At 69.0% G+C, this 25,651-nt stretch carries 17 protein-coding genes; 5 read left to right on the plus strand and 12 right to left on the minus strand.

Annotated features, from left to right (window positions below):
* Position 1: 1 nt before the first annotated feature.
* Positions 2 to 2,143, minus strand: coding sequence for a methylmalonyl-CoA mutase (gene scpA, locus VN378_RS09020; RefSeq protein WP_325743044.1), 2,142 nt, complete (start codon positions 2,141 to 2,143; stop codon positions 2 to 4).
* Positions 2,140 to 3,540 (minus strand): methylmalonyl-CoA mutase family protein, encoded by a 1,401-nt coding sequence (locus VN378_RS09025; RefSeq protein ID WP_325743046.1) that lies wholly within the window; start codon positions 3,538 to 3,540, stop codon positions 2,140 to 2,142. Before VN378_RS09025 ends, scpA begins: the two co-directional genes overlap by 4 nt.
* A gap of 126 nt (positions 3,541 to 3,666) precedes the next feature.
* On the opposite strand from VN378_RS09025, the gene VN378_RS09030 reads away from it, so the two are divergent.
* Positions 3,667 to 4,368, plus strand: coding sequence for a glutathione S-transferase N-terminal domain-containing protein (locus VN378_RS09030; RefSeq protein ID WP_325743048.1), 702 nt, complete (start codon positions 3,667 to 3,669; stop codon positions 4,366 to 4,368).
* Here VN378_RS09030 and VN378_RS09035 read toward each other — a convergent pair.
* The 10 genes from VN378_RS09035 to VN378_RS09080 all read right to left on the minus strand — a co-directional run bounded on the left by VN378_RS09035 (position 4,365) and on the right by VN378_RS09080 (position 19,672).
* Positions 4,365 to 4,793, minus strand: coding sequence for a hypothetical protein (locus VN378_RS09035; RefSeq protein ID WP_325743095.1), 429 nt, complete (start codon positions 4,791 to 4,793; stop codon positions 4,365 to 4,367). The genes VN378_RS09030 and VN378_RS09035 overlap by 4 nt on opposite strands.
* A gap of 124 nt (positions 4,794 to 4,917) precedes the next feature.
* Positions 4,918 to 6,390 carry a tryptophan halogenase family protein gene (locus VN378_RS09040; RefSeq protein WP_325743049.1) on the minus strand — a complete coding sequence of 491 codons (1,473 nt, stop codon included), beginning with the start codon at positions 6,388 to 6,390 and terminating at the stop codon, positions 4,918 to 4,920.
* A gap of 61 nt (positions 6,391 to 6,451) precedes the next feature.
* A complete protein-coding gene (locus tag VN378_RS09045) occupies positions 6,452 to 9,385 on the minus strand; it encodes a TonB-dependent receptor (protein ID WP_325743051.1) in 2,934 nt (977 codons plus the stop codon).
* A gap of 191 nt (positions 9,386 to 9,576) precedes the next feature.
* Positions 9,577 to 10,851 (minus strand): MFS transporter, encoded by a 1,275-nt coding sequence (locus tag VN378_RS09050; RefSeq protein ID WP_325743053.1) that lies wholly within the window; start codon positions 10,849 to 10,851, stop codon positions 9,577 to 9,579.
* Between the two features lie 67 nt (positions 10,852 to 10,918).
* A complete protein-coding gene (locus tag VN378_RS09055) occupies positions 10,919 to 13,438 on the minus strand; it encodes an exo 1,3/1,4-beta-D-glucan glucohydrolase (RefSeq protein ID WP_325743055.1) in 2,520 nt (839 codons plus the stop codon).
* 279 nt (positions 13,439 to 13,717) lie between these two features.
* Positions 13,718 to 14,776, minus strand: coding sequence for a LacI family DNA-binding transcriptional regulator (locus VN378_RS09060; protein WP_325743057.1), 1,059 nt, complete (start codon positions 14,774 to 14,776; stop codon positions 13,718 to 13,720).
* Between the two features lie 189 nt (positions 14,777 to 14,965).
* Positions 14,966 to 15,958 (minus strand): alpha/beta hydrolase, encoded by a 993-nt coding sequence (locus VN378_RS09065; protein ID WP_325743059.1) that lies wholly within the window; start codon positions 15,956 to 15,958, stop codon positions 14,966 to 14,968.
* Between the two features lies 1 nt (position 15,959).
* Positions 15,960 to 18,152, minus strand: a complete 2,193-nt coding sequence (locus VN378_RS09070) for a TonB-dependent receptor (protein WP_325743061.1) — start codon at positions 18,150 to 18,152, stop codon at positions 15,960 to 15,962.
* Between the two features lie 125 nt (positions 18,153 to 18,277).
* Entirely contained in the window at positions 18,278 to 18,655 is a 378-nt protein-coding gene (locus VN378_RS09075; RefSeq protein WP_325743062.1) for a MarR family winged helix-turn-helix transcriptional regulator, read from the minus strand.
* A 381-nt stretch (positions 18,656 to 19,036) separates the two neighbouring features.
* The gene (locus VN378_RS09080) at positions 19,037 to 19,672 is read right to left on the minus strand and encodes a dienelactone hydrolase family protein (protein ID WP_325743063.1); all 636 of its coding nucleotides are present in this window, start codon (positions 19,670 to 19,672) and stop codon (positions 19,037 to 19,039) included.
* A gap of 138 nt (positions 19,673 to 19,810) precedes the next feature.
* On the opposite strand from VN378_RS09080, the gene VN378_RS09085 reads away from it, so the two are divergent.
* The 4 genes from VN378_RS09085 (at position 19,811) to pdhA (ending at position 25,651) form a co-directional block, all read left to right on the plus strand.
* Positions 19,811 to 21,121, plus strand: coding sequence for an erythromycin esterase family protein (locus VN378_RS09085; protein ID WP_325743065.1), 1,311 nt, complete (start codon positions 19,811 to 19,813; stop codon positions 21,119 to 21,121).
* 40 nt (positions 21,122 to 21,161) lie between these two features.
* A complete protein-coding gene (locus tag VN378_RS09090; RefSeq protein ID WP_325743067.1) occupies positions 21,162 to 21,755 on the plus strand; it encodes a hypothetical protein in 594 nt (197 codons plus the stop codon).
* Between the two features lie 138 nt (positions 21,756 to 21,893).
* The gene (gene acsA / locus VN378_RS09095; protein WP_325743069.1) at positions 21,894 to 23,651 is read left to right on the plus strand and encodes an acetate--CoA ligase; all 1,758 of its coding nucleotides are present in this window, start codon (positions 21,894 to 21,896) and stop codon (positions 23,649 to 23,651) included.
* A complete protein-coding gene (pdhA, locus tag VN378_RS09100) occupies positions 23,648 to 25,651 on the plus strand; it encodes a pyruvate dehydrogenase (acetyl-transferring) E1 component subunit alpha (RefSeq protein WP_325743071.1) in 2,004 nt (667 codons plus the stop codon). Before acsA ends, pdhA begins: the two co-directional genes overlap by 4 nt.

Consider the following 25,651-nt stretch of genomic DNA (forward strand, 5'->3'; position numbering starts at 1 on the left):
CTCAGGGCTTCTGGGCGTAGCCGAGGCGCTGGTTCAGCTTCTCGATCAGGTCGATGGCCGTGTCGGCGATGACCGAGCCGGGCGGATAGACGGCCGCCGCCCCCATGTCGATCAGGGTCTGGACATCCGACGGCGGGATCACCCCGCCCACCACGATCATGATGTCCGGGCGGCCGAGCTTTTCCAGTTCGGCCTTGAGTTCCGGCACGAGGGTCAGGTGGCCGGCCGCCAGGGATGAGGCGCCGACGGCGTGGACGTTACGCTCCACCGCCTCCTTCGCCGCCTCGGTCGGGGTCTGGAACAGGGAGCCGGCGACAGCCTCGAGGCCGAGGTCTCCATAGGCTGTAGCGATGACCTTCTGGCCGCGGTCGTGGCCGTCCTGGCCGAGCTTGGCGATCAGGATGCGCGGCGGGCCGCCGTCGTTCTCGACGAAGGCGGCGACCATGTCGCGGGCGCGGGCGATCTTCGGGTCAGGGCCGGCTTCCTTCGCGTAGACGCCCGACACGGTCTTCACCGTCGCGACGTGGCGGCCGAAGGCGGCTTCCAGCGCGTCGGAGATCTCGCCGACGGTGCCGTAGGCCCGCGCCGCCCGCACCGACAGCTCCAGCAGGTTGGCGGTCCCACGCGCGCCCTCGGTCAGGGCGTCGAGCGCGGCCCGGGTCTTCGCCTCGTCGCGTTCGGCACGCAGGCGTTTGAGCTTGTCGATCTGGGCGGTCAGGACGGCGGCGTTGTCGACCTTGAGCATGGGGATGTCGTCGACGGCGTCCGACAGATAACGGTTCACCCCGACGACGGTCTGCTGGCCGGTGTCAATCCGGGCCTGGGTGCGGGCCGAGGCCTCCTCGATCCGCATCTTGGGCACGCCGGCCTCGATGGCCCTGGCCATGCCGCCCAGGGCCTCGACCTCGGCCATCAGGACGCGGGCCTTTTCGGCCAGTTCATGGGTCAGGCGTTCGACGTAGAAGCTGCCGCCCCACGGATCGACGACGCGGGTCAGGCCCGTCTCCATCTGCAGCAGCAGCTGGGTGTTGCGCGCGATCCGGGCCGAGAAGTCGGTCGGCAGGGCCAGGGCCTCGTCGAGGGCGTTGGTGTGCAGGCTCTGGGTCTGGCCGCCGGCCGCGGCCATGGCCTCGACCATGGTGCGGGGCACATTGTTGAACACGTCCTGCGCCGCCAACGACCAGCCCGAGGTCTGGCAGTGCGCCCGCAGGGACAGGGAGCGGGGGTCCCTGGCGCCGAATTTCGACACCGCCTCGGCCCACAGCAGGCGTCCGGCGCGCAGCTTGGCCACCTCCATGAAATAGTTCATGCCGATGGCCCAGAAGAAGCTCAGGCGCGGGGCGAACCGGTCGACGTCCATGCCCGCCGCCACGCCCGCCTTCAGATATTCGACGCCGTCGGCGAGGGTGTAGGCCAGCTCCAGATCGGCCGAGGCCCCGGCCTCCTGCATGTGATAGCCGCTGATCGAGATGGAGTTGAATTTCGGCGTCTCGGCCGCGGTCCAGGCGAAGATGTCCGAGACGATCCGCATCGAGGGTCCGGGCGGATAGATGTAGGTGTTGCGGACCATGAACTCCTTGAGGATGTCGTTCTGGATGGTCCCGGTCAGGGCCGCGTGCGGCACGCCCTGCTCCTCGGCCGCGACGACATAGAGGGCCAGGATCGGCAGGACGGCGCCGTTCATGGTCATGGACACCGACATCTGGTCCAGCGGGATGCCGTCGAACAGCGTCCGCATGTCGTAGATGCTGTCGATGGCCACGCCGGCCATGCCGACGTCGCCCTTCACCCGCGGGTGATCGCTGTCGTAGCCCCGGTGGGTGGCCAGATCGAAGGCGATGGACAACCCCTTCTGACCGGCGGCGAGGTTACGGCGGTAGAAGGCGTTGGACGCCTCGGCGGTCGAGAAGCCGGCGTACTGGCGAATGGTCCAGGGGTTGGACGCATACATGGTCGGATAGGGGCCCCGCACATAGGGGGCGATGCCGGGCAGGCCATGGATGAAGTTGAGGCCCTCGACGGCGCCGGGTCCATAGGCGGTTTCGACCGTCAGACCCTCGGGCGTATGCCACGCCTCGCGCGCCGGGCCGGCTCCGGTCGGGCCGAGGTCCAGCGGGATCTTGGTGAAGTCGGGGGCGCTCATCGAGCGGCCTCCCAGGCTTCGGTCTCGAACGGGCCGGCGAACCGGATCGGGATCAGCGGATCGCAGGCGTCGCCGCCAGACAGGCGGGGCAGCCTCGGCTCGGCCTCGAACGGCGCGGGACGCGGATCCGGGTCGACGAATTTGGTCACCCCGACCAGTTGTACGGCGCCCGCCGCAAGGGCCGCCTCGCGTTCGGCGCGGGCGGCGGCGACGCGGTCCTGCACGTCCCCCGTCCGCAGGGCGACGATCAGGCCGCCCTCGCCCTCGATGCGCTGGAACTCGGCCCAGCCGGCCTCGGCCAGATCCCGGGTGCGGGCGTCGAGGAACCATGAGCCGGCGGCGGGGTCGTCGACACGACCCAGATGCGCCTCCTCCATCAGCACGGCCTGGGTGTTGCGCGCCTGACGCCGGGCAAAGGCGTCAGAGCGGCCGTTGGCGCGCGAGAGGCCGTCCAGCACCACGGCGTCGGCCCCGCCGACCGCGCCGGCGAAGCCCGCCGCCGTCAGCCGCAGCAGGTTCGGCCACGGATCGCGCGCCGATAGCATGCGCCGCGACGAGCGAGCCTCGATGACCGCTGGGGTTTCGGCCCCGAACGCCTTGCCGATCGAGCGCCAGATCAGGCGCAGGGCGCGGACCTTGGCGAGGCCGTCGAAATATTCCTGGTCGAGCGAGACGCCGAGCACGGTTCCTTTCAGCGCCTGTTCCGCGGACATGCCCGCCGCGAGCGCCGCCCGGATCAAGGCAACGCCGTTGGCGGCCGCAAATCCCAACTCCTGGCCGATCGAGCCGCCCGCCTCATGCACGACCCGTCCGCTCGCGAGGAAGAAGGAGGCCTCGGGATAGGCCCCGGCGTGGCGGGCCGCCGTATTGGCCGCCAGGGTCAGATGTTCCTCGATCGCGCGCGGCGCGACGCCCGCTTCGGCGAAGGCCGACAGCGGGTCCATGTGGAACATCAGCCTCGCGCGCGGCGAACCCTTGGCCGCCACGGCCAGGGCGTTGGCCGCTTCCGGACCGTCGAGGCCGGCGTCGAGGCCGGCCGCGGCCAGCTCCAGCGCCACGCCGTCCAGCGCCCGCGACAGGGGTTCGGAATCCGCCAGCACCGCGCCCTTCAGCAGGATGGAGGCCGCGCCGCCTTCCAGATCGGCCAAGGCGGCGGCGTTGACCTCGGCCGGGTCGTCGCCCTCGATCAGCGCGCGCACGTCCCAGGCCCTTCCCGCCGCGTCCGAGGGCCGGGGCGCCGAGATCGGCGTCACCCCCGTCGCTGCTGCGTACAGGGGCCGAACCGCCAGACCATCGGCGTCCAGATGCACCAGGCTTTCCAGCGGGCGATCCTTCAGCGCCTTTTCGGCCAGCACGCGCCAGTCTGCAGGAGAGGGAGTGGGGAACAGATCGGACATCCGCCTCCAATGCATCGCGCACGCGCGGCGGTCCAGACCCGCCCGTCTCGCTTTCAGCCACTCAACGTGTTGCAGTATCAGGCGCCGCTTCCAACATGCGGGACGTCACCCGTCCAGGAGCCGCCCATGGCCGATCTCTCCGTCTTCCCCGTCACGCAGCGCTGGCCCGCCGCTCATCCCGACCGCCTGCAGCTGTATTCCCTGAACACGCCCAACGGGGTGAAGGTGTCGATCATGCTGGAGGAGATCGGCCTGCCGTACGAGGCGCATCTGGTCGATATCGGGAAGAACGAGAGCTGGACGCCGGAATACCTGTCGCTGAATCCGAACGGGAAGATCCCCGCCATCATCGACCCCAACGGCCCGGGCGGGCGGCCGCTGGCCCTGTTCGAGTCCGGCGCCATCCTGATCTATCTGGCCGAGAAGACCGGCCGGCTGCTGTCGGCCGATCCGGCGACCCGATACCAGACCATTCAGTGGCTCATGTTCCAGATGGGGGCGATCGGCCCGATGTTCGGACAGGTCGGCTTCTTCCATAAGTTCGCGGGGCGTGGGTACGAGGACAAGCGTCCGCTGGAGCGTTACGCCGCGGAATCGAAGCGGCTGCTGGGCGTGCTGGAAAGCCGGCTTGGGGGCCGGGACTGGATCATGGACGACTATTCGATCGCCGACGTCGCGACCCTGGGCTGGGTGCGCAATCTGATCGGCTTCTACGAGGCGCGCGATCTGGTCGGGTTCGACGACCTGAAGAAGGTTCCGGCCTGGCTTGAGCGCGGGCTGGCGCGGCCGGCGGTGCAGCGCGGACTGCTGATCCCGTCCAAACCCTAGCGTTTGCGGAAGCGTTTCGCCTCGGCGGCCATGCCGGCGCCCCAGGGTTCGGGCGTCGTGTCCTCGGGCTGGAACGGCAATTCGCCGGCAACCCCGCGCATGGCCAGGGCCAGCGGCAGGGCGAAATGGGTCAGCATGCGCAGGGGCTTGCGCCGGTCGTCCGCGACATCCCAGCCCTCGGCCGCGAAGGCGTCGATCAGGTCGAAGCCTTCCAGCTGCTCGATGCCGTCCCACCCGGCGGGCAGGGCCACGGCCTCGGCCGCCTCGACGGTCAGGCCGAAGGCGGCCTGGGCGGTCGCGTCGATGTCGGGGAATTCGGCGCGGGCGTCGGGATCGGCGTGGCGCGGCTTCATCAGCGCCTTCAGTTCCAGATCGGCGACGCCGGGCAGGTCCAGCAGGCGTCGGAGCTTGGGCCGGGTGTTCATCGTCACGGCTTGAACCCGGGACCGTCCCGATGTCAACGCAACCCGCCGGCGGGGGTCGAAGGAAGCCGGTCCGCAAGGCCGGCGACGAACAACCGGTCGCAACGGCCGGCGCGAAGTCGGCCGGTCATCGTCCGGCGGCCACGCCGTCCTGAACGTCCCGCGCCAGTTGGTCGAACACGTCCCGCACCGCTCGAGGATCCGAAAGCTCGGTCAGCGGGTCCGGCCGGCGGGGACGCAGACCAAGACCGTGCAGCACATAGTACCAGTTCACATCGGCGAAGAGGTCGCCCTGGCGGAAGGGGCAACGGCCGCTGGCGCGATAAAGGTCGATTCGCGCCCGGAGGCTGTCCGGCAGGGGCTGGCTTGTCACATCGCGCCAGAACGGGGTGTCGCGCCGCTCGCTGAGGCAGTAGTGGGCCAGGATGAAATCCCGGATCGTCTCATACTCCTCGATCAGGGCGGCGTTGTAGGCGGCGATGTTGGCCGGGTCGAACGACCGGTCCGGGAAGTGGTCGAGCAGCTTGTAGAGGCCGCTGGTCATCAGGTGGATGCTGGTCGATTCCAGCGGCTCCAGGAAGCCGGAGGCCAGACCCAGGGCGACCACATTGCCTTTCCAGAAGGCGCGACGCCGCCCGGTGGTGAAACGAAGCAGGCGCGGCTCCGCCAAGAAATCGCCACCGACCGCCCGGGCCAGCGCATCCAGGGCCGGTTGATCCTCAAGGTGGCGGCTGGAATAGACATAGCCGTTGCCGACCCGGTGCTGGAGCGGGATACGCCACCGCCAGCCGGAGCCGAGCGCCTGCGACAGGGTGTAGAGCTGGGTTTCGCCGGTCAGCGCGGTCGGCCCGGCGACGGCACGGTCGCACGGCAGCCAATGTGTCCAGTCCTCATAGCCGGCGGCCATGACGCCCTCGATCAACAGGCCGCGAAAGCCCGAGCAGTCGATGAACAGATCGGCCGCCAGCGGCTCGCCCTCGCTGAAGAGCAACTCGTCGACGTGACCGTCGGCTGTGCGGACGACATCGACGACGGTGCGTTCCAGCCTCTCGATCCCGCGTCGCCCGGCCACCGTCCTGAGGGTGCGGGCGACCAGGGAGGCGTCGAAATGGAGGGCGTGGCGCAGGCCGGCCCGGGCCAGGCCGGCGCGGGGATCCGGCGGGACGAAACGGCCGGCCTGGGCCAGGGCCGCGCCGAGGCTGAAGTCGGTCACGCCGCGCGCCTCGCCCCATTCCGCCGCACGCTGCAGATGATGGTGGAAGGGCCGTCGATCGATGACGCATCCAAACGACCCGAACGGGTGCCAGTAGTGCTCTCCGATCGCCTTCCAGTCCTGGAAGCGGATGCCGAGCTTGATCGTCGCCCGGGTCTCGCGAACGAACATCTCGCGATCGATGCCGACCAGATCGAGGAAGTCGAGGATGGGAGGAATGGTCGCCTCTCCAACCCCGACGATCCCGATATCGGCCGACTCGACCACCGTGATCCGGCAATCGGACCCTCTGAGCGCATGACCCAGCAGAACGGCCGACATCCAGCCGGCCGTGCCGCCGCCGACGATGGCGATCGAGCGGATGCGACCGGGCCGCGTCATGTCCATGTCGTCATCCTGACAGCGAGACGCGGACGGTGGGTCAGGCCCGCCGTCCGCGTCAAGAAGGTCAGCGTCCGAGCGTGAACCGCGCGCCCAGCGAAATGCGGCGCTCGCCGGTCGCATATCGGAAGGGCAGGTTCTCGAACTGCAGATAACGACCCGACGATTCCTCGGTCAGGTTTATGCCTTCCAGCACCACCTTGATGTCCTCGGTGACGGCATAGGCGATCTGTCCGTCCAACTGGCCGTAGGCCCGTTCCCAGGTTGACAGATTGTGCGAGTCCGCCCCGGTCCCGAAGGCGAAATTGCCCTGGTAGCTCTTGTCGCGCCACGCGTAGGACAGTCGGGCCTCGAAACCGTGGCCTTCATAGTAGCCCTGAAGGTTGAAGGCGTGCTTGGCCACGCCCGGGATCGGCAGGCTGTCTTCGAAGTCCGAGAAGTTTGAGCTTTCCGAGTCCGAATAGGTGTAGTTGGCGTTGAACCCGAAGCCGTTGTCGAAGGCGTATTGTGCGGCCAGTTCGACGCCCTTGATCGTGCCGCCCTCGCCATTCACGGGCTGGGTGAAGATGCCCACGGTCGAGCCCGCAACCGAGCCGTCCGCCACGCGCCGGGACACGGTGTCGGTCTGGATGAAGCTGTCCACGCTCTTGTAGAAGATCGCCGCCGACAGAAGGCCCTGCGTCCCGAAATACCGCTCATAGGCGATGTCGTACTGGGACGCGCGATAGGGATCGAGTTCGGTGTTGCCGCCGCTGCCGTTCGTATAGATGAACCTGTTCAGGTCCGGCCCCGGCGTCGTGCTGCGGGTGAAGTTGAAATTCGACCCCTGGCCCAGCTGGAACAGGTTCTGGCGCGACACGACGCGGGCGGCGGAGACCCTGAGCTTGTCCGTCTCATTGATCTCCAGCACGCCGCTCGCACTCGGCAGGACGTCGGTGTACTCGCGCCGCGTGGTGACCGCGACGGGATTGGCCAGCACGCCGTTCCAGCTGTCGGTGCCGAAATAATAGGCGCCCGAGATCGGAGTCTGGCTGGAGTCGATGCCGAGCTCGGTCTTGATGACCCGCGCCCCGGCGTTGAGGTGGAACCGGTCCTCGTCCTCGCCCACGTCGAACATGACATAGCCCGAGGTGGTCTTCTCCTCGACCATGAAGGACTCAACCGGGTCCCGGAAGAAGGTGAAGGGCGTCGACGGATAGAGCGCCGAGATCCACGCGACCGGGTTGCGCATCTGGTCGCGGTTCTGCACCAGGGCGGCGATGCCGCCGATCGTCACGGCTTCGAACCGGTCGGGGTTCGAGGCGGCGGTCTGATAGGGCGTGATCAGGGCGGGGGAATCGCCGAACCGGGCGCCGGGCGAGCAGACCGGCCGCCCGGGCGTGCCCACGGGCAGTTCGCAGGACTTGTAGCCGATGGCCCCGTCCTGGAAGTAGCCAAAGGGCGTCCAGTCGCCGAGTCCGAGCGCGTGAGCGTCGAGCTCGCCCTTGCCGGAGTAGTCGGCGAGATAGCGCCCGTATTCGGAGTCGACGGTGCGTTCCGCGTAGCGGGCGCCGAAGCTGATGGTCAGGCTCTGGGCGAAGTCCGGCGAATACTCCAGGTCGGCGCGCAGCGAGGCGTTCTCGATCTCGGTGTTTTCACCGAACACCCAGTGCGACTTGGCGAAGACCGAGGTCGGGGTGGTGAACTGGCCGGGGTTGGCCGGGGTGAAGGTCGGATTGTCGCCATTGGTGTAGCCGTAGGTGAAGGTCGCCGGCGCCGTCGGGTTCGGCACAAAGCCCGCCGCCGTGCCATTTCGCACCGTGTACTGGGTGTAGCGGACGTCGCTGTTGCCGCTGGTGCTTTCGTATTCGCCCGTGGACCAGGCGGCGCGTACGCTGCCGCGCAGGGAACCGCCATTGTCCCAATTGGCGGCAATCTGGAAATTGTCGGTGTTGGCCTCGGCGTTCTGGACGAAGGAGATGGCCTCAGCGGAGTTCGCCGTCACCGTGCCGCTTTCCAGCACATTGTTGTCGCCGACCGTCAGGTTCGCCGCCGCATAGGTCGCGTTTTCGTTGGCGAAGGGGAATTTGATCGAGGCTTCCTGGGTCAGGATCGACAGGTCGGAATGGAACCAGTCAGCGGTCAGCGACAGCGAGTTGGTGACCTGAAGGTCGGCGTTCAGCGAATAGCCGATCCGCTCCCGCTCCTGGTCACGGTTGGTGGCGTACCGGTATTCGGGCGACCAGATGTCGCGCGCGGGGCCGCCGCTGACGGGACGCCCGAGGAAGGCCCAGCCGCCGCGGTTCTCACCGCCCAGGGCTTCGGTGAAGACGTCCGTCTGGTCGTAGGACACCGTTCCCAGGATGGCGAAGCGATCGCCGAAACGGTGGCCGACCACCAGCGATCCGGTCGGGTTCCAGTCGCCGTCGTCGCCGTTGACGTTCCCACGCAGGTCGCCAGCGATCAGATTGTCGCTGCGCAGCGTGCGGGCGCGTCGGGTCTGCAGGTCGATGATCCCGCCCAGACCGCCTTCCAGCAAGGAGGCGTCGGGCGACTTGTAGACGTCCACGCCGCCGATCAGCTCCGAGGGGATGCCCTCGAGCGAGCTGTCCTGACGGATGTTGCCCTCGCCCAGCCGGAAGATTTCCAGGCCCGTGACGAAAATATCCCCGTTCAGCAGGGTGACGTTCTGGTCGAGGCCGCGGATGCGGACCTTGGTGCCCTGGCCGTTCTCGCGGTCGATCTGGACGCCCGCCAGCCTCTGCAGGGACTCGGCGATATTCTGGTCCGGAAACTTGCCGATGTCCTCGGCGGTGATGGATTCAATGATCAGGTTGGATTCGCGCTTGGCGTTCAGCGCGTCGGCCAGGGAGGCGCGGAATCCGGTGACAATGACCTCGTCCAGGGTCGTCGCGTCCTGGGGGTCCGCGGTCTGCGCGAAAGCCGGCACGGCGGTGGCCAGCACGCTGGCTGAGGCCGCGGTCATGAGGATCGCGCGGATGTGGCGTTGTTGATTAAGCATAGGCCCTCCCCTTCACGGACCCGCGCGCTGGCCGCCCTGAACAGGCTGAACCCGGCTGCGTTCCGTGGAGCGCCGTTGGCGCTTCTTCCCAAGTTCCGTCCGGTCTCTGAATCGCCGGTGACACTAAAAGGCCTCAAAAAGACAGCGCTGTCAATCGGGGTCCGGCAACGGTGTCCCGGCTACCTCGTCCGTCACGCCACGCCTCGGACAAAGCCGATCACGCAGCCTCCGACCAGAGCGAAAAGGGCCGCGGCGAGGTAGGTGAGAAAGAAGCTACCGCCCGCCTCGGCCTGGAAGATCACGATGCCCAGGGCGGGCGCGGCGATCTGGGGCAGCACATTGGCGATGTTGATCAGGCCGAGGTCCCGCCCCGCATGCTCCGCGCGCGGAAGAATCTGGGCCACAAGAGCGATATCGACGGTGGAATACAGGCCGAGGCCCGCCCCGAACAGGGCCTGACCGAGCAGCGGGCCCGGCCAGGCCGGAAAGGCCGCCATGGCCGTCAGGCCAGCGGCCAGCAGTCCGCCGCTGGCGACGACGAAAATCTTGCGCCGCCCGGTTCGGTCGGACCAGACGCCGCCGATGATGCCGGCCAGCAACGAGGTCGCCGTCCAGGCCGCCAACAGCCAGCCGAACACGGTATCGACCGACCCCGCGCCAAATCTCTGGGTCAGGGGCTCGGACTGCTGGACATAGTACAACAGATAGAGGGCGTTCATGACCACGGCGACCTGAACCAGCAGCCGGGACGCGAACGCGATGCGGAAATCAGCGCTTCCGAGGGCTTCCAGCGAGAAAGGCCGGCGGGGACCGGTCGGGCGGGGCGCAGCAGGTTCGCGCACCCACAGCAGCAGCGGCGCGAGCAGCAGGGCGACCGTCGCGCCAGTCACGGCGAACCGCCAGCCCGGCCCATCCAGCAGGATGGCCACGACAAGCGAGGTGAACAGGGTCGCCGTCGGATAGGCGGTGCCCAGTAGGGCCGAGGTCAGACCCTTCTGCCGATCAGGCACCAGATCAGGAAGCAGGGCTACAAGGGGGCCAAAGACAGCATTCAGCCCCACCTGGAACAGCACGACGCCGAGAATCAGCGCCATGCCTGTCTGGGCGCCATGGATGACGGCATAGGCCGCAAGCGTCAGCACCAGTCCCAACGCGATCCACGGACGACGCCGGCCGAAACCGCTTCGCGTCGCATCGCTGAGGGTGCCAAAGACGACGTTTGCGATGCTGCACGCCACCCCGCCCCACAGCGCGGCCTGGCTGAGCAGGACGACCTTTCCCGCCGCGTCGACGTCTTCGGCCTTCAGGGGCAGGAGGAAGTTCAACAGCGGGACGAAGGCGACGAAGGCGGCGGTCTGGGCAAGGGTCAGGGCGGCCAGCGTCCGCCTGGAGACCGGCTCCGGACCGCCGCCGAAGGCCGCCGAAGGCCTCGTTGCGCCGTCCTGCGGAGAAAACACCCTGCCCATCAACGTCCCGGCCCGACTCGGATCCCGTCATGGTCGCGGCCCGTGCGCCCAGGCGCAACAGCCAACCTCAGGCGCCGGGACAGATCGCGATGTTGTCGTGCGAGGCAAGCCGGATCTCCGAGACCGAGATCGTCATCGCTTCTTCGGTCGTGAGCGCGAAGGGCGTATCCACGGCGGCGACATCCGCTCCGGCCGCCCTGAAGCAGGACAACCGGATCCGCAGCATCCGCCAGTCCCCGACCGGCGCTTGTCGCAGAATTTCCCCGATGTCGAGCACGCCCGCTCCCATGGCCAGGGACACCGGACCCGACGGCGGCGCATCCACGCGGTAGCGGAAGGACAGGGTCAATTCGCCATTGCTCTGCCGCGACAGATCCACGGGCGGGCCGTTGACGAACACGGTCGCCTGCTGCCCGCCGGCGAAGACCAGCTGGCGGCCGCTCTCCTGGGCCAGGTCGTCCACGGCGCGGATGGCCACGCCGGCGCGGGGGCTGGCGCCCGTGCGGCCGTCGCTGGATCGCGTTTCGCCGCCTGCGTCCCCGAGCGACAGACTCCACGGCGCAGCCATCCGGCCGTCGACCAGATAGCGGTCGACCGCCCCCGCCGCGCCGGACACGCCGCTTTCCTCCGACAGCGTGGGCACGCTGGCGGGCCGGGCATAGGTCAGGCCGTAGCCATAGGCGAACTGCGGATCGTAATCCGGCTCGCCGTGGTTGAGAGGGGCGCCGGCGGCGGTGCGGGGCCAGCTGAAGGACAGGGTTCCGCTGAAATCATGCCGCGCCCGCCCCTGAACGTCGCCGACGACCACGTCGGCGACCCCTCCCCCCTCCGTGCCCGGGAGCCAGGCGGCGACGAAGGCGTCGGACGCGTTGATTTCCGGATTGGTCCACAACGGGCGGCCGGACAGGAAGACCGAAACGGTCGGCACCCCTTCCGCCTTCAGCCGGCGCAACATCTCCAGAGGACCGGTCGGCAAGTAGTCCAGAGTCTCGAGGTCGCCCTGGAACTCTGCGTAGGGCGTCTCGCCAAAGACCACGATGGCGACGTCGGGCCGGGTGTCATAGCGTCCGTCCGGGCTGAGCACGGCGGTTCCCCCTGCCGACCGGACCGCCGCCTCGACGCCGCTCCAGATCGACTGGCCGTTCGGAAAGTCGGCGTTGGTGTTCCCGGCGCCCTGCCAGCTCAGGGTCCAGCCCCCGGCCGCCTGGCCGATGTCGTCGGCCGCCCCCGCCACCAGCACGCGCGCGCCCGCGCGGATCGGCAGGAGGCCGTCCTCGTTCTTCAGCAGGACCAGGGATTTGCGCACGGCCTCGCGCGCCAGGGCGCGGTGCCGCGCCGATCCGAGCACGCCCAGGTCCCCCTCGACCGGCCGTGCGTCCTGAAACAGGCCGGCCTTGACCTTGACCCGCAGAATGCGCCGCACGGCCTCATCCAGGCGCGCCTGCGAAATCTCGCCGGACCGGACCTGGGCGAGGGTGTTCTGGTACAGCGGCAGCCAGCTGTCGGGAGCCATCAGCATGTCGATGCCGGCGTTGATCGCCATGGGACAGCTCTCGTTGGAACAGCCGGGCAACTGGCCGTGGGCGTTCCAGTCCGACACCACCAGCCCCTGAAAGCCAAGGGGGCCGCGCAGCACGTCGGTCAGCAGGGTCCGGTTGCCGGAGAGTTTGAGCCCGTTCCAGCTCGAGAAGCTGGCCATGATCGACAATACGCCCGCGTCGATCGCGGCGGGATAGCCGCCCAGATGGATATCGATCAGCGCCTGTTCGGATCCGAGGAAGTCGCCCTGATCGACCCCGTCCGCCGTCCCGCCGTCGGCGAGGAAATGTTTCGCTGATCCCGCGATGTGGCCAGCCGCGAGCGGTCGGCCTTCCTGAAGTTCGCCCTGCAATCCGAGGGTCATGGGACCGGCGTAGGCGCGCTGCACCTCGGGATTCTCGGAATAGCCCTCATAGGCCCTTCCCCAGCGGTCGTCTCTCGGCACGGCGAGGGTGGGGCCAAAGGTCCAGTCGGCGCCGGTCGCCGCAACCTCCAGGGCCGTCGCCTCGCCGATGCGACGGATCAGGCCGGGGTCCCGCGCGGCGCCCAGGCCGATGTTGTGCGGGAAGATGGTGGCTCCCACGACATTGTTGTGCCCGTGCACCGCATCGATGCCGAAAATCAGGGGCACGCGCGCCCCGGGCCGGGCGGCGGCGGCGGCCCGAAAGGCCCGGGCGAGATCGACCCAGGCCTGGGCCGGCGCGCGCTCGTCGCCGCCGGGCGAGGAGTTGCCCCCTGCCAGGATGGAGCCCAACGGATAGTCCGCAAGTTGGTCCGGAGTGATCGAGGCGATGTCAACCTGGATAGTCTGGCCGACCTTCTCCTCCAATGTCATGCGGGCGAGCAGGGCGTCGATGAAGGCTTCGGTCTGCGGGTCGCTCAGGGCTGCGGGGGACGCGGCGTGCGGCCACATCTCCGGGTGCGCCCGCTGCGCCGCCGCGACATGCGAGTCCGCGGGCGCGACATATCGGGATTGCGCGGAGGCGGCGCCGTGGAGAATGAGAGAGACCGCTGTCGCCAGGGCCAGGAAAGATGCGGCTCTGCCCATGGTCGTCCTCGCGCAGGGTCGTGTGAAAGAATCGCCGCGGCAGGGTCGCCGCGGCGAAAGTCAGTCAGGAGTCGCTTCAAGAGACGACCGCAGGGGGTCGACCGATCCGGCCGGGGTCACGACGACGAAGCCCTTCTGGCGAAGGCGACCGGTTGACCGGTTGACCGGTTGACCGGTTGACCGGTCGTTCCGGATGACGTTTCCCGAGCCTTGTTCGGCAGCTCTCTTGAGCCCAGTAGAGCCAAGAATGACAGCGCTGTCAATCCTGCCCGCACAAGCCTAGTCGATTGGCGGCGCGCTGGTCGAGTTGCGGGGGATGAGCCGGTAGGGAACCACCAAAGGACCCCCGTCCTGTCCGGCATTGAGCCGCGCGCGGAGCGGCGGGGTCAGGCGTTGCACGGCCGCGGCCGCCATCTCGGCGACCGGCTGGCGGATCGTCGTCAGCGTAGGATTGCTGAACATCGCGCTGGGCGAGTCGTCAAAGCCGCAGACAGAGAGATCTCGCGGAACCTGGAGACCCCGGGCCAGCGCGCCATGGATGACGCCGAGGGCGGTATCGTCGCAGGAGCCGAAAACCGCGGTCGGCGGCACGGCGCCGCCCAGAAGCTTTTCGACGCCGGCGACCCCGGCCGCGAAGGTGAAGTCTCCTTCGACGACCGCCTCTGCCGGGACGGCCAGGCCATGCGCCGCCATGGCCGCCTGAAAACCTTCCAGGCGCAGCCGGCTCGCCGAATAAGCCGCAGGGCCGCCGATGAAGGCGATCCGCCGGTGACCCAGGTCGATCAGGTGTTCGGTCATGTCGCAGGCGGCCTGACGCTCGTCCATGGAGACCAGGATTCCACGGCCCAGTTCCCGTTCGGCCCCGATCCGGGCATAGCCCACGCCGGATGCGTCCAGCACGTCAAGGACGAGGCTGAGATCGCAGTTCGGCGGGGTCAGCAGGACGCCTTCCGGCCGGATCGAGGACAGAAGGGCCGACAGGTCACGCCGAAGCGTGGGCGAGGCGTAGTCGACCATCTCGACCATCAGGTGATAGTCGACCTGGCGCAACTCCATCAGCACGCCCAGTTCGAGCCGGCTCAGATAGTCGTTTCCGCTGCCGCTCCGCCAGTGCTCGATGGTCATCCCTGCGTCGACCAGGGCGACGATCACCGATGAGGACGATCCCGCCAGGCCCCGCGCGGAAAGGCTGCGCCTGTAGCCCAGGTCTTCGACCGCCTTGCCGACCCGGGTCTTCAGAGCCTCGCTGACGTTGGGCTCGCCGTTCAGTACGCGGGATACCGACTTGATGGACACGCCTGCCGCGGCCGCGACGTCATAGATGGTCGACCCTGCCATATGCCTCCCCGACCGCCCGAAAACCTGGCTCCAAGCCGAACCGCCCTGTCGCATCCCGTCGGAGCGATATCAACACGACATTGGCGCAAAAGGGCGATGGGCCGCCATGGCCCGGCGGCGGGCGGCGGCCATGGGAAGGGCCATGCCCGCTTCTGCCTCGGGCTGACAAATCTGTACGCTCTCTGACCCTCAGCTTCGGAACAGGCCGAAACGCCTCCGTCCCGGACGTGCGCCGGACACGGCCCGCCCGATGCGCCGGATGACGTCGCGCCCCTTGCCTATGCGCCCGGCGAACAGGACGAAGCCGTGGATCGTCCCCTTGATCCGCCACTCGCGGGCGTCGACCCCGGCGCGCTTCAGCGCCTTCACATAGGCCGCGCCCTCGTCGCACAGGGGGTCGAGGCTGGCGGTGATCACCACGGTGCGCGGCTGGCGCGACAACATCTCGGCCGACGCCAGCAGGGGCGAGGCCGGAGCGGCTTCGCGGTCGTCGCCGGGCGCGAAATACTCGCTCTCGGCGCGCAGGATGTCGAACTCGCGCAGGAAATACGCGCCGTCCCCCAGCGTCTTGCGCGAGGCGAAGTCGGCATGGGCGCTGGCGCTCATCACCGGATAGACGAGAATCTGCAGGGCCACCGGGACCGAGGTCTGCTGGCAGGTCGCCGCCGCCAGATGGCCGCCGGCGCTGTCGCCGGTGACCACGATGCGCGCCGGATCGCCGCCCAGCGCCCGGGCGTTGGCCGCGGCCCAGGCCAGGGCCGCCAGACAGTCGTCCAGCGCCACGGGATGCTTGTGCTCGGGCGCCCGGCGATAGTCGACGTCCACCACGACGCAGTCGCCCGCCGCGCAATAGGCCCGGCAGACGCGCGCATAGCCGTCGAGATCGCCCAGCACCCAGCCGCCGCCGTGGATATGCACGACCAGGGGCCGCAACCCGGCCACGTCGCCTCCGGATGGCCAATAGATCCGCACCGGCACGGGTCCATGGGGGCCGGGCGCGACAAGATCCTCGATCCGTCCGACCGCGGCCGGGGTCGGGCCGTACAGCTCGGCCGCGATGTTCAGCCCCTGGCGCCGCTCGGCGACCGTGGGCTCGGCCGGGGCGCCGGCGAAGTCCGTGGCCATGGCCGTCAGCAGCGCCGCCGTATCCGGCTCGACCCAGGGCCCTCGCGCGCGGCTCATCTCAGAATTTGAATCCGGCGGTGAGGCGCACGGTGCGCGGGGCGCCGAAATAGGCCAGCTGGTAGCCCAGCGAGTCCGACAGGTCGAAGCCCTGCTCGATATGGCGCTCATCCGTCAGGTTCTGGCCGCCCAGCTGGAGGAACAGATGGTCCTCCCGGTCGCTCCAGCGCACGAAAGCGTCGACCAGGGTGTAGCCGTCCTGGGCCAGGATCTCGCTGGACGAGACCGTCGGATAGACCTTCGACCGGTATGAGGCGTCGGCCCCCAGGGTCAGCGAGCCGTTGACGCCCAGGTCGGCGACATAGACGCCGCCGAACCGCGCCGACCACTCCGGCGCATTGACCAGATGGCGCTGGTCGCTGATGTCGACGCCGCCGGGGCCGATGTATTCGTCGTACCGGGCGTCCAGATAGCCGACCGTGGCGTTCAGCGTCAGTTCCGGGACCGGCCGCGCCGTCAGCTCGAGCTCGGCCCCGCGGATGGTCGCCGCCCCTGCGTTGGTGAACAGGGCGATGAAGCCGCCGCCGCCGTCGGCCGAGAAGCTGGACAGCTGCAGGTCGGTGTAGTCGTTCCAGAAGACGGCCATATTGGCTGTCAGACGCCGGTCCATCAGCGTCGACTTCACCCCGGCCTCATAGGCCCACAGGGTCTCGGGATCGTAGGGCGCAGCGCCGGAGGCGTCGTTGGCGCGGCCGTCGAAGCCGCCGGACTTGAAGCCCCGGCTGACGCTGACATAGGCCATGACGTCGTCCGAGACCGCATAGTCCAGCCCCAGCTTGGGCGACCAGGAATCCCAGCTTTCCGAGGCGTCGATGTCGGTCACCAGCAGGCCGGGCGCGTCGCGCACCGGCGGCTCGGTCAGCGGGCCGTAGAAGGTCTGGGTGCGGCGGAAATCCTTGTCCTCAGCGGTGTAGCGCAGGCCGGCCGTGAGGCTGAGCCGCTCGCTCAGGTCATAGGTCGCCTGGCCATAGGCCGCCCAGGACCGGTTGTGCTGATCGTTGATCGAGCCGGTGACGAGGCTGATGACCGGACCCAGCAGGCCCGAATAGGTCAGGTCGTTCTCGTCGAAATAAAAGACGCCGGCGACGGCGTTCAGACGCTCGCCGGCGTAAGTCAGCTGGAACTCCTGACTGAACTGGTGCTGGTTCTCGTCCACATAGACCCCGAACAGGGCCAGCGGCGTGGCGTCGAGGTCCAGATGGCTGGCGTAGTCCATGGAGCGCCAGGCGGTGACCGACTTGAACGACCACAGGTCCGACACGGCCCAGTCGGCCGTCAGGGCGGCGCCGAAGGTGTCGAGCGTGTTCAGGTCGTTGAAATCGGCATCGACCTTGAACGGATCGGCCATCGTATCCGGATAGAGGCCCAGCACATCCGTCGCCCGCGCCGGGGTTCGCGAGGTGTCGGGCCGGTCGCGCGAGGCGTCGACGTTCAGCCGGAGCGACAGATCGTCGTTCGGGCGATACTCGAGCGAGACCCGGCCCGCGACCTGATCCTTGTCGCCGTCGTCCATGCCGTTGAAGGCGTTGTCCGAATAGCCGTCGCGACGCGCCACCGACACCGCCGCCTTGCCCAGCAGGGTGCCGTCGTCGTTCAGGGCGCCGCCGGCGCTGATCCGCGCCTCGACCAGTCCATAGTCGCCGACCGACGCCTCGGCCCGGCCGCTCCGGTCGGCGGCCAGCGGGGTCGAGACGAATTTCACCGCGCCGCCGATGGTGTTGCGGCCGTAAAGGGTGCCCTGCGGGCCGCGCAGCACCTCGATCCGGTCCACGTCATAGACCGACAGGAAGGCGCCCTGGGCCCGGCCCAGATAGACGTCGTCCACATAGACGCCGACGCCCGGATCGGCGAAGGCCAGGCTGTCCACCTGCCCGACGCCCCGCAGATAGACCACGGCGTTGGCGGCGTCGCCTTCGTGCAGGGTCAGGTTGGGGACCGCGCCTTCCAGGGCGCCGATGTCGGACGCCTGCAGATTCTCCAGCGACTCGGACGACAGGGCGGTGACCGCCACCGGCACGTCCTGCAGCCGCTCCTCGCGCCGGCGGGCGGTGACAACCACCTCGTCCAGGGTCGAGGCCTGTTCGGCAGCCAGCGGCGCTTCCTGCGCGACGGCCGGCAGGGCGGCCAGCACGGCGGCGGACACGCCGGCGAGCATGAGGGCGCGGTGCGCGCCGCGAGCGGTGTGGATCTTCATGGTGGCCTCCCCCGGTCGCCGCTGACGGGCGATCTCGATGAGAGGCACAGCATCACGGCGCATGATGGCCGACTAGCGAAGAGTTGCGCGCGAAACTGTCCGCAAAAACTGCGCCCAGTCCCGCTTCAGTCGAGCGCCGTCCTGATGAGCTCGCGGGTGCGCCGTAGATGGCCGACCATCAGGGCTTCCAGCTTGGGCGTCGGCCGAACCAGGGCCGTCCGGCCGTCGTCTCCCGTGCGCTCCTTGACCAGGAAGCCGTCATCCACGGCGCGTTTGATGCGCTCCTCGCGGGTGCGGTTGGAGCCGCTCTTCATCTGCTGGCAGGCCTGGCTCATGGTCATGGGCCGGCCGTTCCAGTTGGCGATCATGCAGCCCACCAGCAGGTACCAGAACTCCTGGGTGAAATAGCCGGGTCGCTTGTCGAAGGTCTCGTCCCAGTCGCGGGCATAGGCCTCAAGCGCCTGCGCCCAGACGATGAGTTCATCAGTGTCGCGCGACTCCATGGCCCATAGTCCCGAAACGGCTGACAATTTCCAGTCCTGCCTCGGAGTGAGGCGGCGATGGCCGCCTGAGTCAGAGCTACCCCGATTTGTCTGCGAGTGAGGGAGTCTGGTCGCCCAGGCGCTCGAAGGCCTGATCCTGCGGAAACGTCATTGGCTTACTGCGCTGTCGCACGATGGCATCGCTTCGCGCTCGTCAGGGAACAGCGGGGCCGAAGGCGCCGCAGACTCCGTCAAGCCGCGACGCCCCTGAGGCTCGAAGACCGCGGCGGAGACGCGGTCCCGTACGCGCGGCGGGAAATGCTGGCGACGCCCATGCGACCTCCTCGTTCGATCGGTCTGATTCGCCGGCGACCGGTGGAAACGGGCGGACCCGAAACGCCGTCACATCCGTTTCGCGAACCAGTCCGCCGCCAGAGACGTGACCTGGTCCATGGCGCCCGGCTCCTCGAACAAGTGGGTCGCGCCAGGGATCACCGTCACCCGCACGGGCCCGCCGATCTGTTCCGCGGCCTCGCGATTCCAACCGAGCACGGGTTCGTCATTCCCACCGACGATCAGCAGGGTCGGGGCTCGGACCTGTGACAGGGCCTCCCCGGCGAGGTCGGGCCGCCCGCCGCGCGACACCACAGCCATCACCGCCCGCGGTCGCGCCGCCGCCGCCTTGAGGGCGGCCGCCGCCCCGGTGCTCGCGCCGAACAACCCGATCGGCAGAGCCGCCAGAGCCGGCTGGCTCACGACCCAGTCGATCGCGTCGACAAGCCGCCGGGCCAGGAGATCGATGTCGAACACATTACGCCTGTCTCCCGCCTCGACTTCGGTGAGCAGATCGAACAGCAAGGTCGCCAGGCCGGCGCCGGTCAGGGCTTCGGCCACCCGACGGTTGCGGGGGCTCAGCCGACTGGAGCCGCTGCCGTGCGCGAAGATGACGACGCCGCGGGCCGGATCCGCCAGGCGCAACTCGCCGGCCAGGCCGAGGGGCGGAATGGCGACGGGGACGAAGGCGGAGGTATCAGTCATGGCGCAACCGACCTTGGGACCAGTATTCCTGGACCGATGGCCGCACCGGCGCCTTGACCCACGTCAAGGCGGCCGCGCGGCGGAACGGCCAGCTTCAACGGCCCGCAGGATCGGGCCGGATCAGGATGGAGCGGGGCGATGACCTTCGCCGACCTTTCGCAGACCCGGGATCTGGCGTCCCTGGTGCACCACCGATCCGCGCCCCTCGCCCCGGTCGGCGACGAGGCCTTCGCCGCGGCCTTTGATGTCTTCGCGGACGCCAGGGTGGTTCTGCTCGGAGAGTGCACTCACGGTACGGCCGAATTCTACGAGGCCCGGGCGGCGATCACCCGGCGTCTGATCGATCGGCACGGGTTCCGGATCGTGGCCCTGGAGGCCGACTGGCCCGATGTCGCCGAACTGGATCGTTTCGCCCGCAATCGGGGCGTCTGGGGCCAGATGGCCAGTTTCCCGAACTTCCCCCGCTGGATGTGGCGCAACGCCCAGTTTTCGACTTTCGTCCGCGACCTGCGGACCTGGAATCTGTCCTGGCCGGCGGAGGACCGGGCCGAGTTGCGCGGGCTCGACGTCTACAGCCTGTCTCAGTCGCAAACCGATGTCCTGGCCTATCTGGACCGGGTCGATCCGGAGGCGGCAGGTTCAGCCCGACGGCGCTACGGATGCCTGACGCCCTATCTGGATGAGCCGCAGCGCTACGGGGCCGCCGCGCGGATGGGGACGGTCGATTGTGAGGACGCGGTGGTCGACCAGCTCGTCAACCTCCTGTCCAATCGCCTGGCCTACAGCGCGCGGGACGGCGACGACTATTTCGACGCCGAGCAGAGCGCCCGGGTCGTGGCGGCGGCGGAAGCCTACTACCGCGCCATGTACCGCGGCTCGACGGAGAGCTGGAATCTGCGCGACAGCCATATGTTCGGCACGCTCCAGCGACTGCTGAAGGCGCGCGGACCGGACGCCCGGGCGATCGTCTGGGCGCACAATTCGCATCTCGGCGACGCCTCCGCGACGGCCATGGGCGCGGGCGGCGAATACAACGTCGGCCAGCTGTGCCGAAGGGCCTTCGGTCCGGACTGCATCTCGATCGGCTTCGGCACGGACCGCGGACGGGTGGCGGCGGCCGAGGACTGGGGCGGCGAGGTCCACTTCAAGACGGTCCGGCCGTCGCGGCCGGACAGCTGGGAGCAGGTTTTCCTGCAGGCGGGGCGGGAGCGGTCGCTGACCCGTTGGCGCGACGATCCCGTCCTCGCGGCGGCCCTGGACGCGCCCCGGCTGGAACGGGCCATCGGCGTGATCTACCGGCCCGAGACGGAGCTGCGCAGCCACTATTTCGAGGCCCGGCTGGGGTCCCAGTTCGACGCCTGGGTCTGGTTCGAGCAGACCGGACCGGTGACGCCCTTGCCCGGGGCGGCCGCGGAGGGTGCGCCGGACATCTATCCGTTCGGGCTCTGACGTCGCCCGCGGGGCTGGACGGCGGCGAGGGAGAAAAGGCATGGTCGCCGGAGAGGAACGGAGACGGGGCGAGGCGAATCCGGGCGCGCCCGCCGCCGCGGGCGGCCGGCCGATCGAACTCAAGGTCCGGGAGATCGGCCAGTTGTTCCAGTCTCTGGATCCGCTGCCGTTCCGCGAGCGGGATCTGGACGCGGCGGTTGAGGAGTATGTCGTCGCCTGGGCGCGCGAACAGGGCGGGGCGAGGCCGATCCGTATCCTGGTCCACCTGCCGGCCGAGGAGGCCGGACGCGCGGAGGCCAGGCATGTCGCCGACGCGATCCGCAACTATTTCGCCTATCGCGCCGAAGTCGCCGGATGGGAGCTGAAGGAGCTGTTCCGCGTGGGCCACGCCTCGCTCGCCATCGGCCTGACGGTGCTGGCCCTGTGCGTCTTCCTCGGGGCGGAGATCAGCAGCCGGGTCGGTGAGGGCTATGTCGGCCGGTTCTTCGACGAAGGCCTGATCATCCTCGGCTGGGTCGCCAACTGGCGGCCGATCCAGATCTTTCTCTACGACTGGTGGCCGCTGGTCCGCCGCCGCCGGCTCTATGGGCGGCTGGCCCGGGCGGCCATCGACCTCAGGCCGACGCCGGCGTGAGACGGGCGCGGCCGGTCGGCTCGCTGACCAGTTGATCCAGCGCAAGGCGGTTCCGGCCCGTTCAGTCAGCCTGACCTTTCCGGTCAGCGAGGCGATGATGAGACAGGTCCATTCTGCGTTCCGGTCGGGGAGGTTCGGGTGAGCTGGCCCGTCATCCACAAGTCGATGGCGGATTGCGCAGCGGCCAATCTCAAGGACTATGACGCGGAGACGGTCGCCTTCGCCTGGGAGACCGCGCGGGCGGAGATGGCCGGGCTGCCGGGGGGCGGGCTCAACATCGCCCATGAGGCGCTGGACCGGCACCTCGCGGCGGGCCACGGCGACCGGACGGCGCTGCGCTGGATCGGCCGGGACGGTACAGTGCGCGCGTTCAGCTACGCCGAGCTCACGGAACAGGCCAACCGCTTCGCCAGCCTGCTCCGGTCGCTGGACGTGAAGCCGGGCGACCGGATCTACGCCGTGCTGGGGCGGATTCCGGAGCTCTACGTCGCCGCTCTCGGGACCCTGAAGGCCGGTGCGGTGTTCACGCCCCTGTTCTCGGCGTTCGGGCCCGAGCCGCTGCGGGCCCGGATGGAGATCGGCGAGGCCAATGTCCTGGTGACCACCGAGGTTCTCTACCGTCGCAAGATCGAGTCCTGGCGTGACGCCATTCCCAGCCTGCGTCACGTCCTTCTGGCCGGATGCCCCGGCGCGGCGCCGCCGCGCTGCATCGGTCTGGAGGCCGCCCTGGCGTCGGCCGACCCCGTGTTCGAAACTGTGGCGACCCGCCCCGAGGACATGGCTCTGCTGCATTTCACCAGCGGCACGACCGGGCGGCCCAAGGGGGCGGTGCACGTCCACGAGGCGGTCGTGGCCCATCACATCACCGGCCGCACGGCGCTGGATCTGAGGCCGGGCGACATCTACTGGTGCACCGCCGATCCGGGCTGGGTGACCGGCACCTCCTACGGGATCATCTCGCCACTCACCAATGGCGTCACCCTGGTGGTCGACGAGGCCGAGTTCGACGCGGAACGCTGGCGGCGCATACTGGACGAGCAGAAGGTGACCGTCTGGTACACGGCGCCGACAGCCGTGCGCATGCTGATGAAGGCCTGGGACAGCGACCCTCGCCCCTATGACCTGCCCGCCCTGCGTTTCATGGCCAGCGTCGGCGAGCCGCTGAATCCCGAGGCGGTGCTCTGGGGCGTCAAAGCCTTCGGCCGGCCTTTCCATGACAACTGGTGGCAGACCGAGACCGGCGGGATCATGATCGCCAATTTCGCCGCCATGGACATAAAGCCCGGGTCGATGGGGCGGCCGCTTCCCGGCGTGACCGCGGGAATCGTGGAGCGTCTGGCCGACGGGTCGGTCCGGGAGGCGCCGGAGGCGATGGCCCTCGGCGAACTGGCCCTGCGGCCCGGCTGGCCTTCCATCATGCGCGGCTATCTGCATGAGGAGGATCGCTACCGGAAATGCTTCGCCGGCGGCTGGTACCTGACCGGCGACCTGGCGATGCGGGACGCCGACGGCTATTTCTGGTTCGTCGGCCGGGCCGACGACGTCATCAAGAGCGCCGGCCATCTGATCGGCCCGTTCGAGGTCGAGAGCGTCCTGATGGAGCACCCGGCCGTGGCGGAGGCGGCGGTGGTCGGCCTGCCGGACCCGATCGCGGGCGAGACGGTGAAGGCCTATGTCGCCCTGAGGGCGGGTTTCGAGGCGGATGAGCCGTTGCGCCGGGACATCCTCGGCCATGCGCGGAAGCGGCTGGGGGCGGCGGTGGCGCCGAAGGACATCGCCTTCCGTGAGAATCTGCCGAAAACCCGCAGCGGCAAGCTGATGCGTCGCCTGCTGAAGGCCCGCGAACTGGGCCTGCCCGAGGGGGACCTGTCGACCCTGGAGAGCGAAGAGCGATGACCGACGCCGTCCTCAAGCCCCGGCTGTCCCGGGCCCATGTGCTGGACCTACTGGGCCGGATGATCCGCATCCGGGCGTTCGAACAGGCCTGCGCCGAGGCCTATACGCAGGAAAAGATCCGCGGCTTCCTGCACCTCTATGACGGGGAGGAGGCGGTGGCCGTCGGCGTCATCCCGGTCCTGGAATCGCGCGACCGTGTCGTCGCCACCTATCGCGAACACGGTCACGCCCTCGCCCGCGGGGTTTCGATGCAAGCCCTCATGGCCGAGATGTTCGGCCGTCGCGACGGCTGCAGCGGCGGCCGTGGCGGCTCGATGCATCTGTTCGACCGGGCAGCCAATTTCTACGGCGGCAACGCCATCGTCGGCGGCGGCCTGCCGCTCGCCGTCGGCCTGGCCCTGGCTGACCACATGCGCGGCGAGGATCGGGTCACCGTCTGTTTCTTCGGCGAGGGCGCGGCGGCGGAGGGGGAGTTCCACGAGAGCCTGAACCTGGCGGCGCTGTGGGGCCTGCCGGTGCTGTTCGTCTGCGAGAACAACCTCTACGCCATGGGAACGGCGCTCGGGCGGTCGGAATCCGAAACCGACATCCACCGCAAGGCCGAGAGCTATCGCATCGCCTCCGAGGCGGTCGACGGCATGGACGTGGTGGCGGTCGAGGCCGCCGCCCGGCGGGCCGTCGCCGCCATCCGCGAGACCGGCAAGCCCTTCTTCCTCGAATGCCGCACCTACCGTTTCCGCGCCCACTCGATGTTCGACGCCCAGCTCTATCGGGACAAGGCGGAGGTGGAGGGCTGGAAGGCGAAGGATCCGATCCGGCGTTTTCAGGCCTGGGCCCTTTCCGCCGGTCTGGCCCATCCTGAGGACGTCGCCGCGCTCGAGGCCGCCGCCACGGCCGAGGTCCAGGCGGCGGTCGCCTTCGCCGAGGCTTCGCCTCTCGAGCCGGTCGCGGATCTGGCCCGTCATGTGACCGCCGCCGAGCGGCCTCGGGCGCCCGAGCAACGCCCACCGCAGAGCCCCCGGGTCGACACGACCTATCGCGAGGCGGTGCGGCAGGCGATCCGCGAGGCGATGATCCGCGATGACCGGGTTTTCCTCATGGGCGAGGACGTCGGCGCCTACGGGGGCTGCTATGCGGTGTCCAAGGGGCTGATGGAGGAGTTCGGTCCGGCGCGGATCCGCGACACGCCGCTGTCCGAAGCAGGTTTCACCGGCGCGGGTCTGGGGGCCGCCATGGCCGGGATGCGACCGATCGTCGAACTGATGACGGTCAATTTCAGCCTGCTGGCCCTGGACCAGATCCTCAACAGTGCGGCGACCCTCCGCCATATGTCCGGCGGGCAGTTCGGCTGCCCGTTGGTCATCCGCCTGGCCACCGGCGCCGGGCGTCAGCTCGCGGCCCAGCACTCCCACAGCCTTGAGGGCTGGTACGCCCATATTCCCGGTCTGCGCATTCTGGCGCCGGCCACGGTCGAGGACGCCCGGGGCATGCTGTGGACCGCCCTGCAGGAACCGGATCCGGTCCTGATCTTCGAGCACGTCATGCTGTACAACGCCGTCGCGCCCCTGGCCCCGGACGCCGGACCGGTCGATATCGACCGGGCGGCGGTGCGGCGCGCCGGCAAGGACCTGACCCTGATCACCTATGGCGGGTCCCTGGCCAAAACCCTGGAAGCGGCCGAGGGGCTGGCGAAGGAGGGGATCGAGGCCGAGGTGCTCGACCTGCGCGTTCTGCGCCCGCTGGACGAGGCGACCATCCTCGCCTCGGTGGCCCGCACCCGGCGGGTGGTGATCATCGACGAAGGCTGGCGCAGCGGGTCGCTGGCGGCCGAGATTGGCATGCGCATCGCCGAAAAGGCCTTCTTCGACCTCGACGCGCCGCCGGTCCGGGTGTGCAGCGAGGAGGTGCCGGTCCCCTATCCGCGCCATCTGGAGGAGGCCGCCCTGCCCCAAACGGACAAGATCATCGCCGCGGCCCGGGCCGTGCTGGGAAAGAGCTGA

Origin of the sequence: Brevundimonas sp. (assembly GCF_035561115.1) — a bacterium.
Classification (GTDB): domain Bacteria; phylum Pseudomonadota; class Alphaproteobacteria; order Caulobacterales; family Caulobacteraceae; genus Brevundimonas.

Bases quoted from the DNA above. Each gene is read 5' to 3' on its own strand.
- VN378_RS09025 (WP_325743046.1), bottom strand. From the start codon at position 3,540: ATGTCCGATCTGTTCCCCACTCCCTCTCCTGCAGACTGGCGCGTGCTG.
- VN378_RS09065 (WP_325743059.1), bottom strand. From the start codon at position 15,958: ATGAGCCGCGCGCGAGGGCCCTGGGTCGAGCCGGATACGGCGGCGCTG.
- VN378_RS09030 (WP_325743048.1), top strand. From the start codon at position 3,667: ATGGCCGATCTCTCCGTCTTCCCCGTCACGCAGCGCTGGCCCGCCGCT.
- VN378_RS09085 (WP_325743065.1), top strand. From the start codon at position 19,811: ATGACCTTCGCCGACCTTTCGCAGACCCGGGATCTGGCGTCCCTGGTG.
- VN378_RS09070 (WP_325743061.1), bottom strand. From the start codon at position 18,152: ATGAAGATCCACACCGCTCGCGGCGCGCACCGCGCCCTCATGCTCGCC.
- pdhA (WP_325743071.1), top strand. From the start codon at position 23,648: ATGACCGACGCCGTCCTCAAGCCCCGGCTGTCCCGGGCCCATGTGCTG.
- VN378_RS09060 (WP_325743057.1), bottom strand. From the start codon at position 14,776: ATGGCAGGGTCGACCATCTATGACGTCGCGGCCGCGGCAGGCGTGTCC.
- VN378_RS09050 (WP_325743053.1), bottom strand. From the start codon at position 10,851: ATGGGCAGGGTGTTTTCTCCGCAGGACGGCGCAACGAGGCCTTCGGCG.
- VN378_RS09075 (WP_325743062.1), bottom strand. From the start codon at position 18,655: ATGGAGTCGCGCGACACTGATGAACTCATCGTCTGGGCGCAGGCGCTT.
- VN378_RS09035 (WP_325743095.1), bottom strand. From the start codon at position 4,793: ATGAACACCCGGCCCAAGCTCCGACGCCTGCTGGACCTGCCCGGCGTC.
- VN378_RS09045 (WP_325743051.1), bottom strand. From the start codon at position 9,385: ATGCTTAATCAACAACGCCACATCCGCGCGATCCTCATGACCGCGGCC.
- VN378_RS09080 (WP_325743063.1), bottom strand. From the start codon at position 19,672: ATGACTGATACCTCCGCCTTCGTCCCCGTCGCCATTCCGCCCCTCGGC.
- VN378_RS09040 (WP_325743049.1), bottom strand. From the start codon at position 6,390: ATGGACATGACGCGGCCCGGTCGCATCCGCTCGATCGCCATCGTCGGC.
- scpA (WP_325743044.1), bottom strand. From the start codon at position 2,143: ATGAGCGCCCCCGACTTCACCAAGATCCCGCTGGACCTCGGCCCGACC.
- VN378_RS09055 (WP_325743055.1), bottom strand. From the start codon at position 13,438: ATGGGCAGAGCCGCATCTTTCCTGGCCCTGGCGACAGCGGTCTCTCTC.
- VN378_RS09090 (WP_325743067.1), top strand. From the start codon at position 21,162: ATGGTCGCCGGAGAGGAACGGAGACGGGGCGAGGCGAATCCGGGCGCG.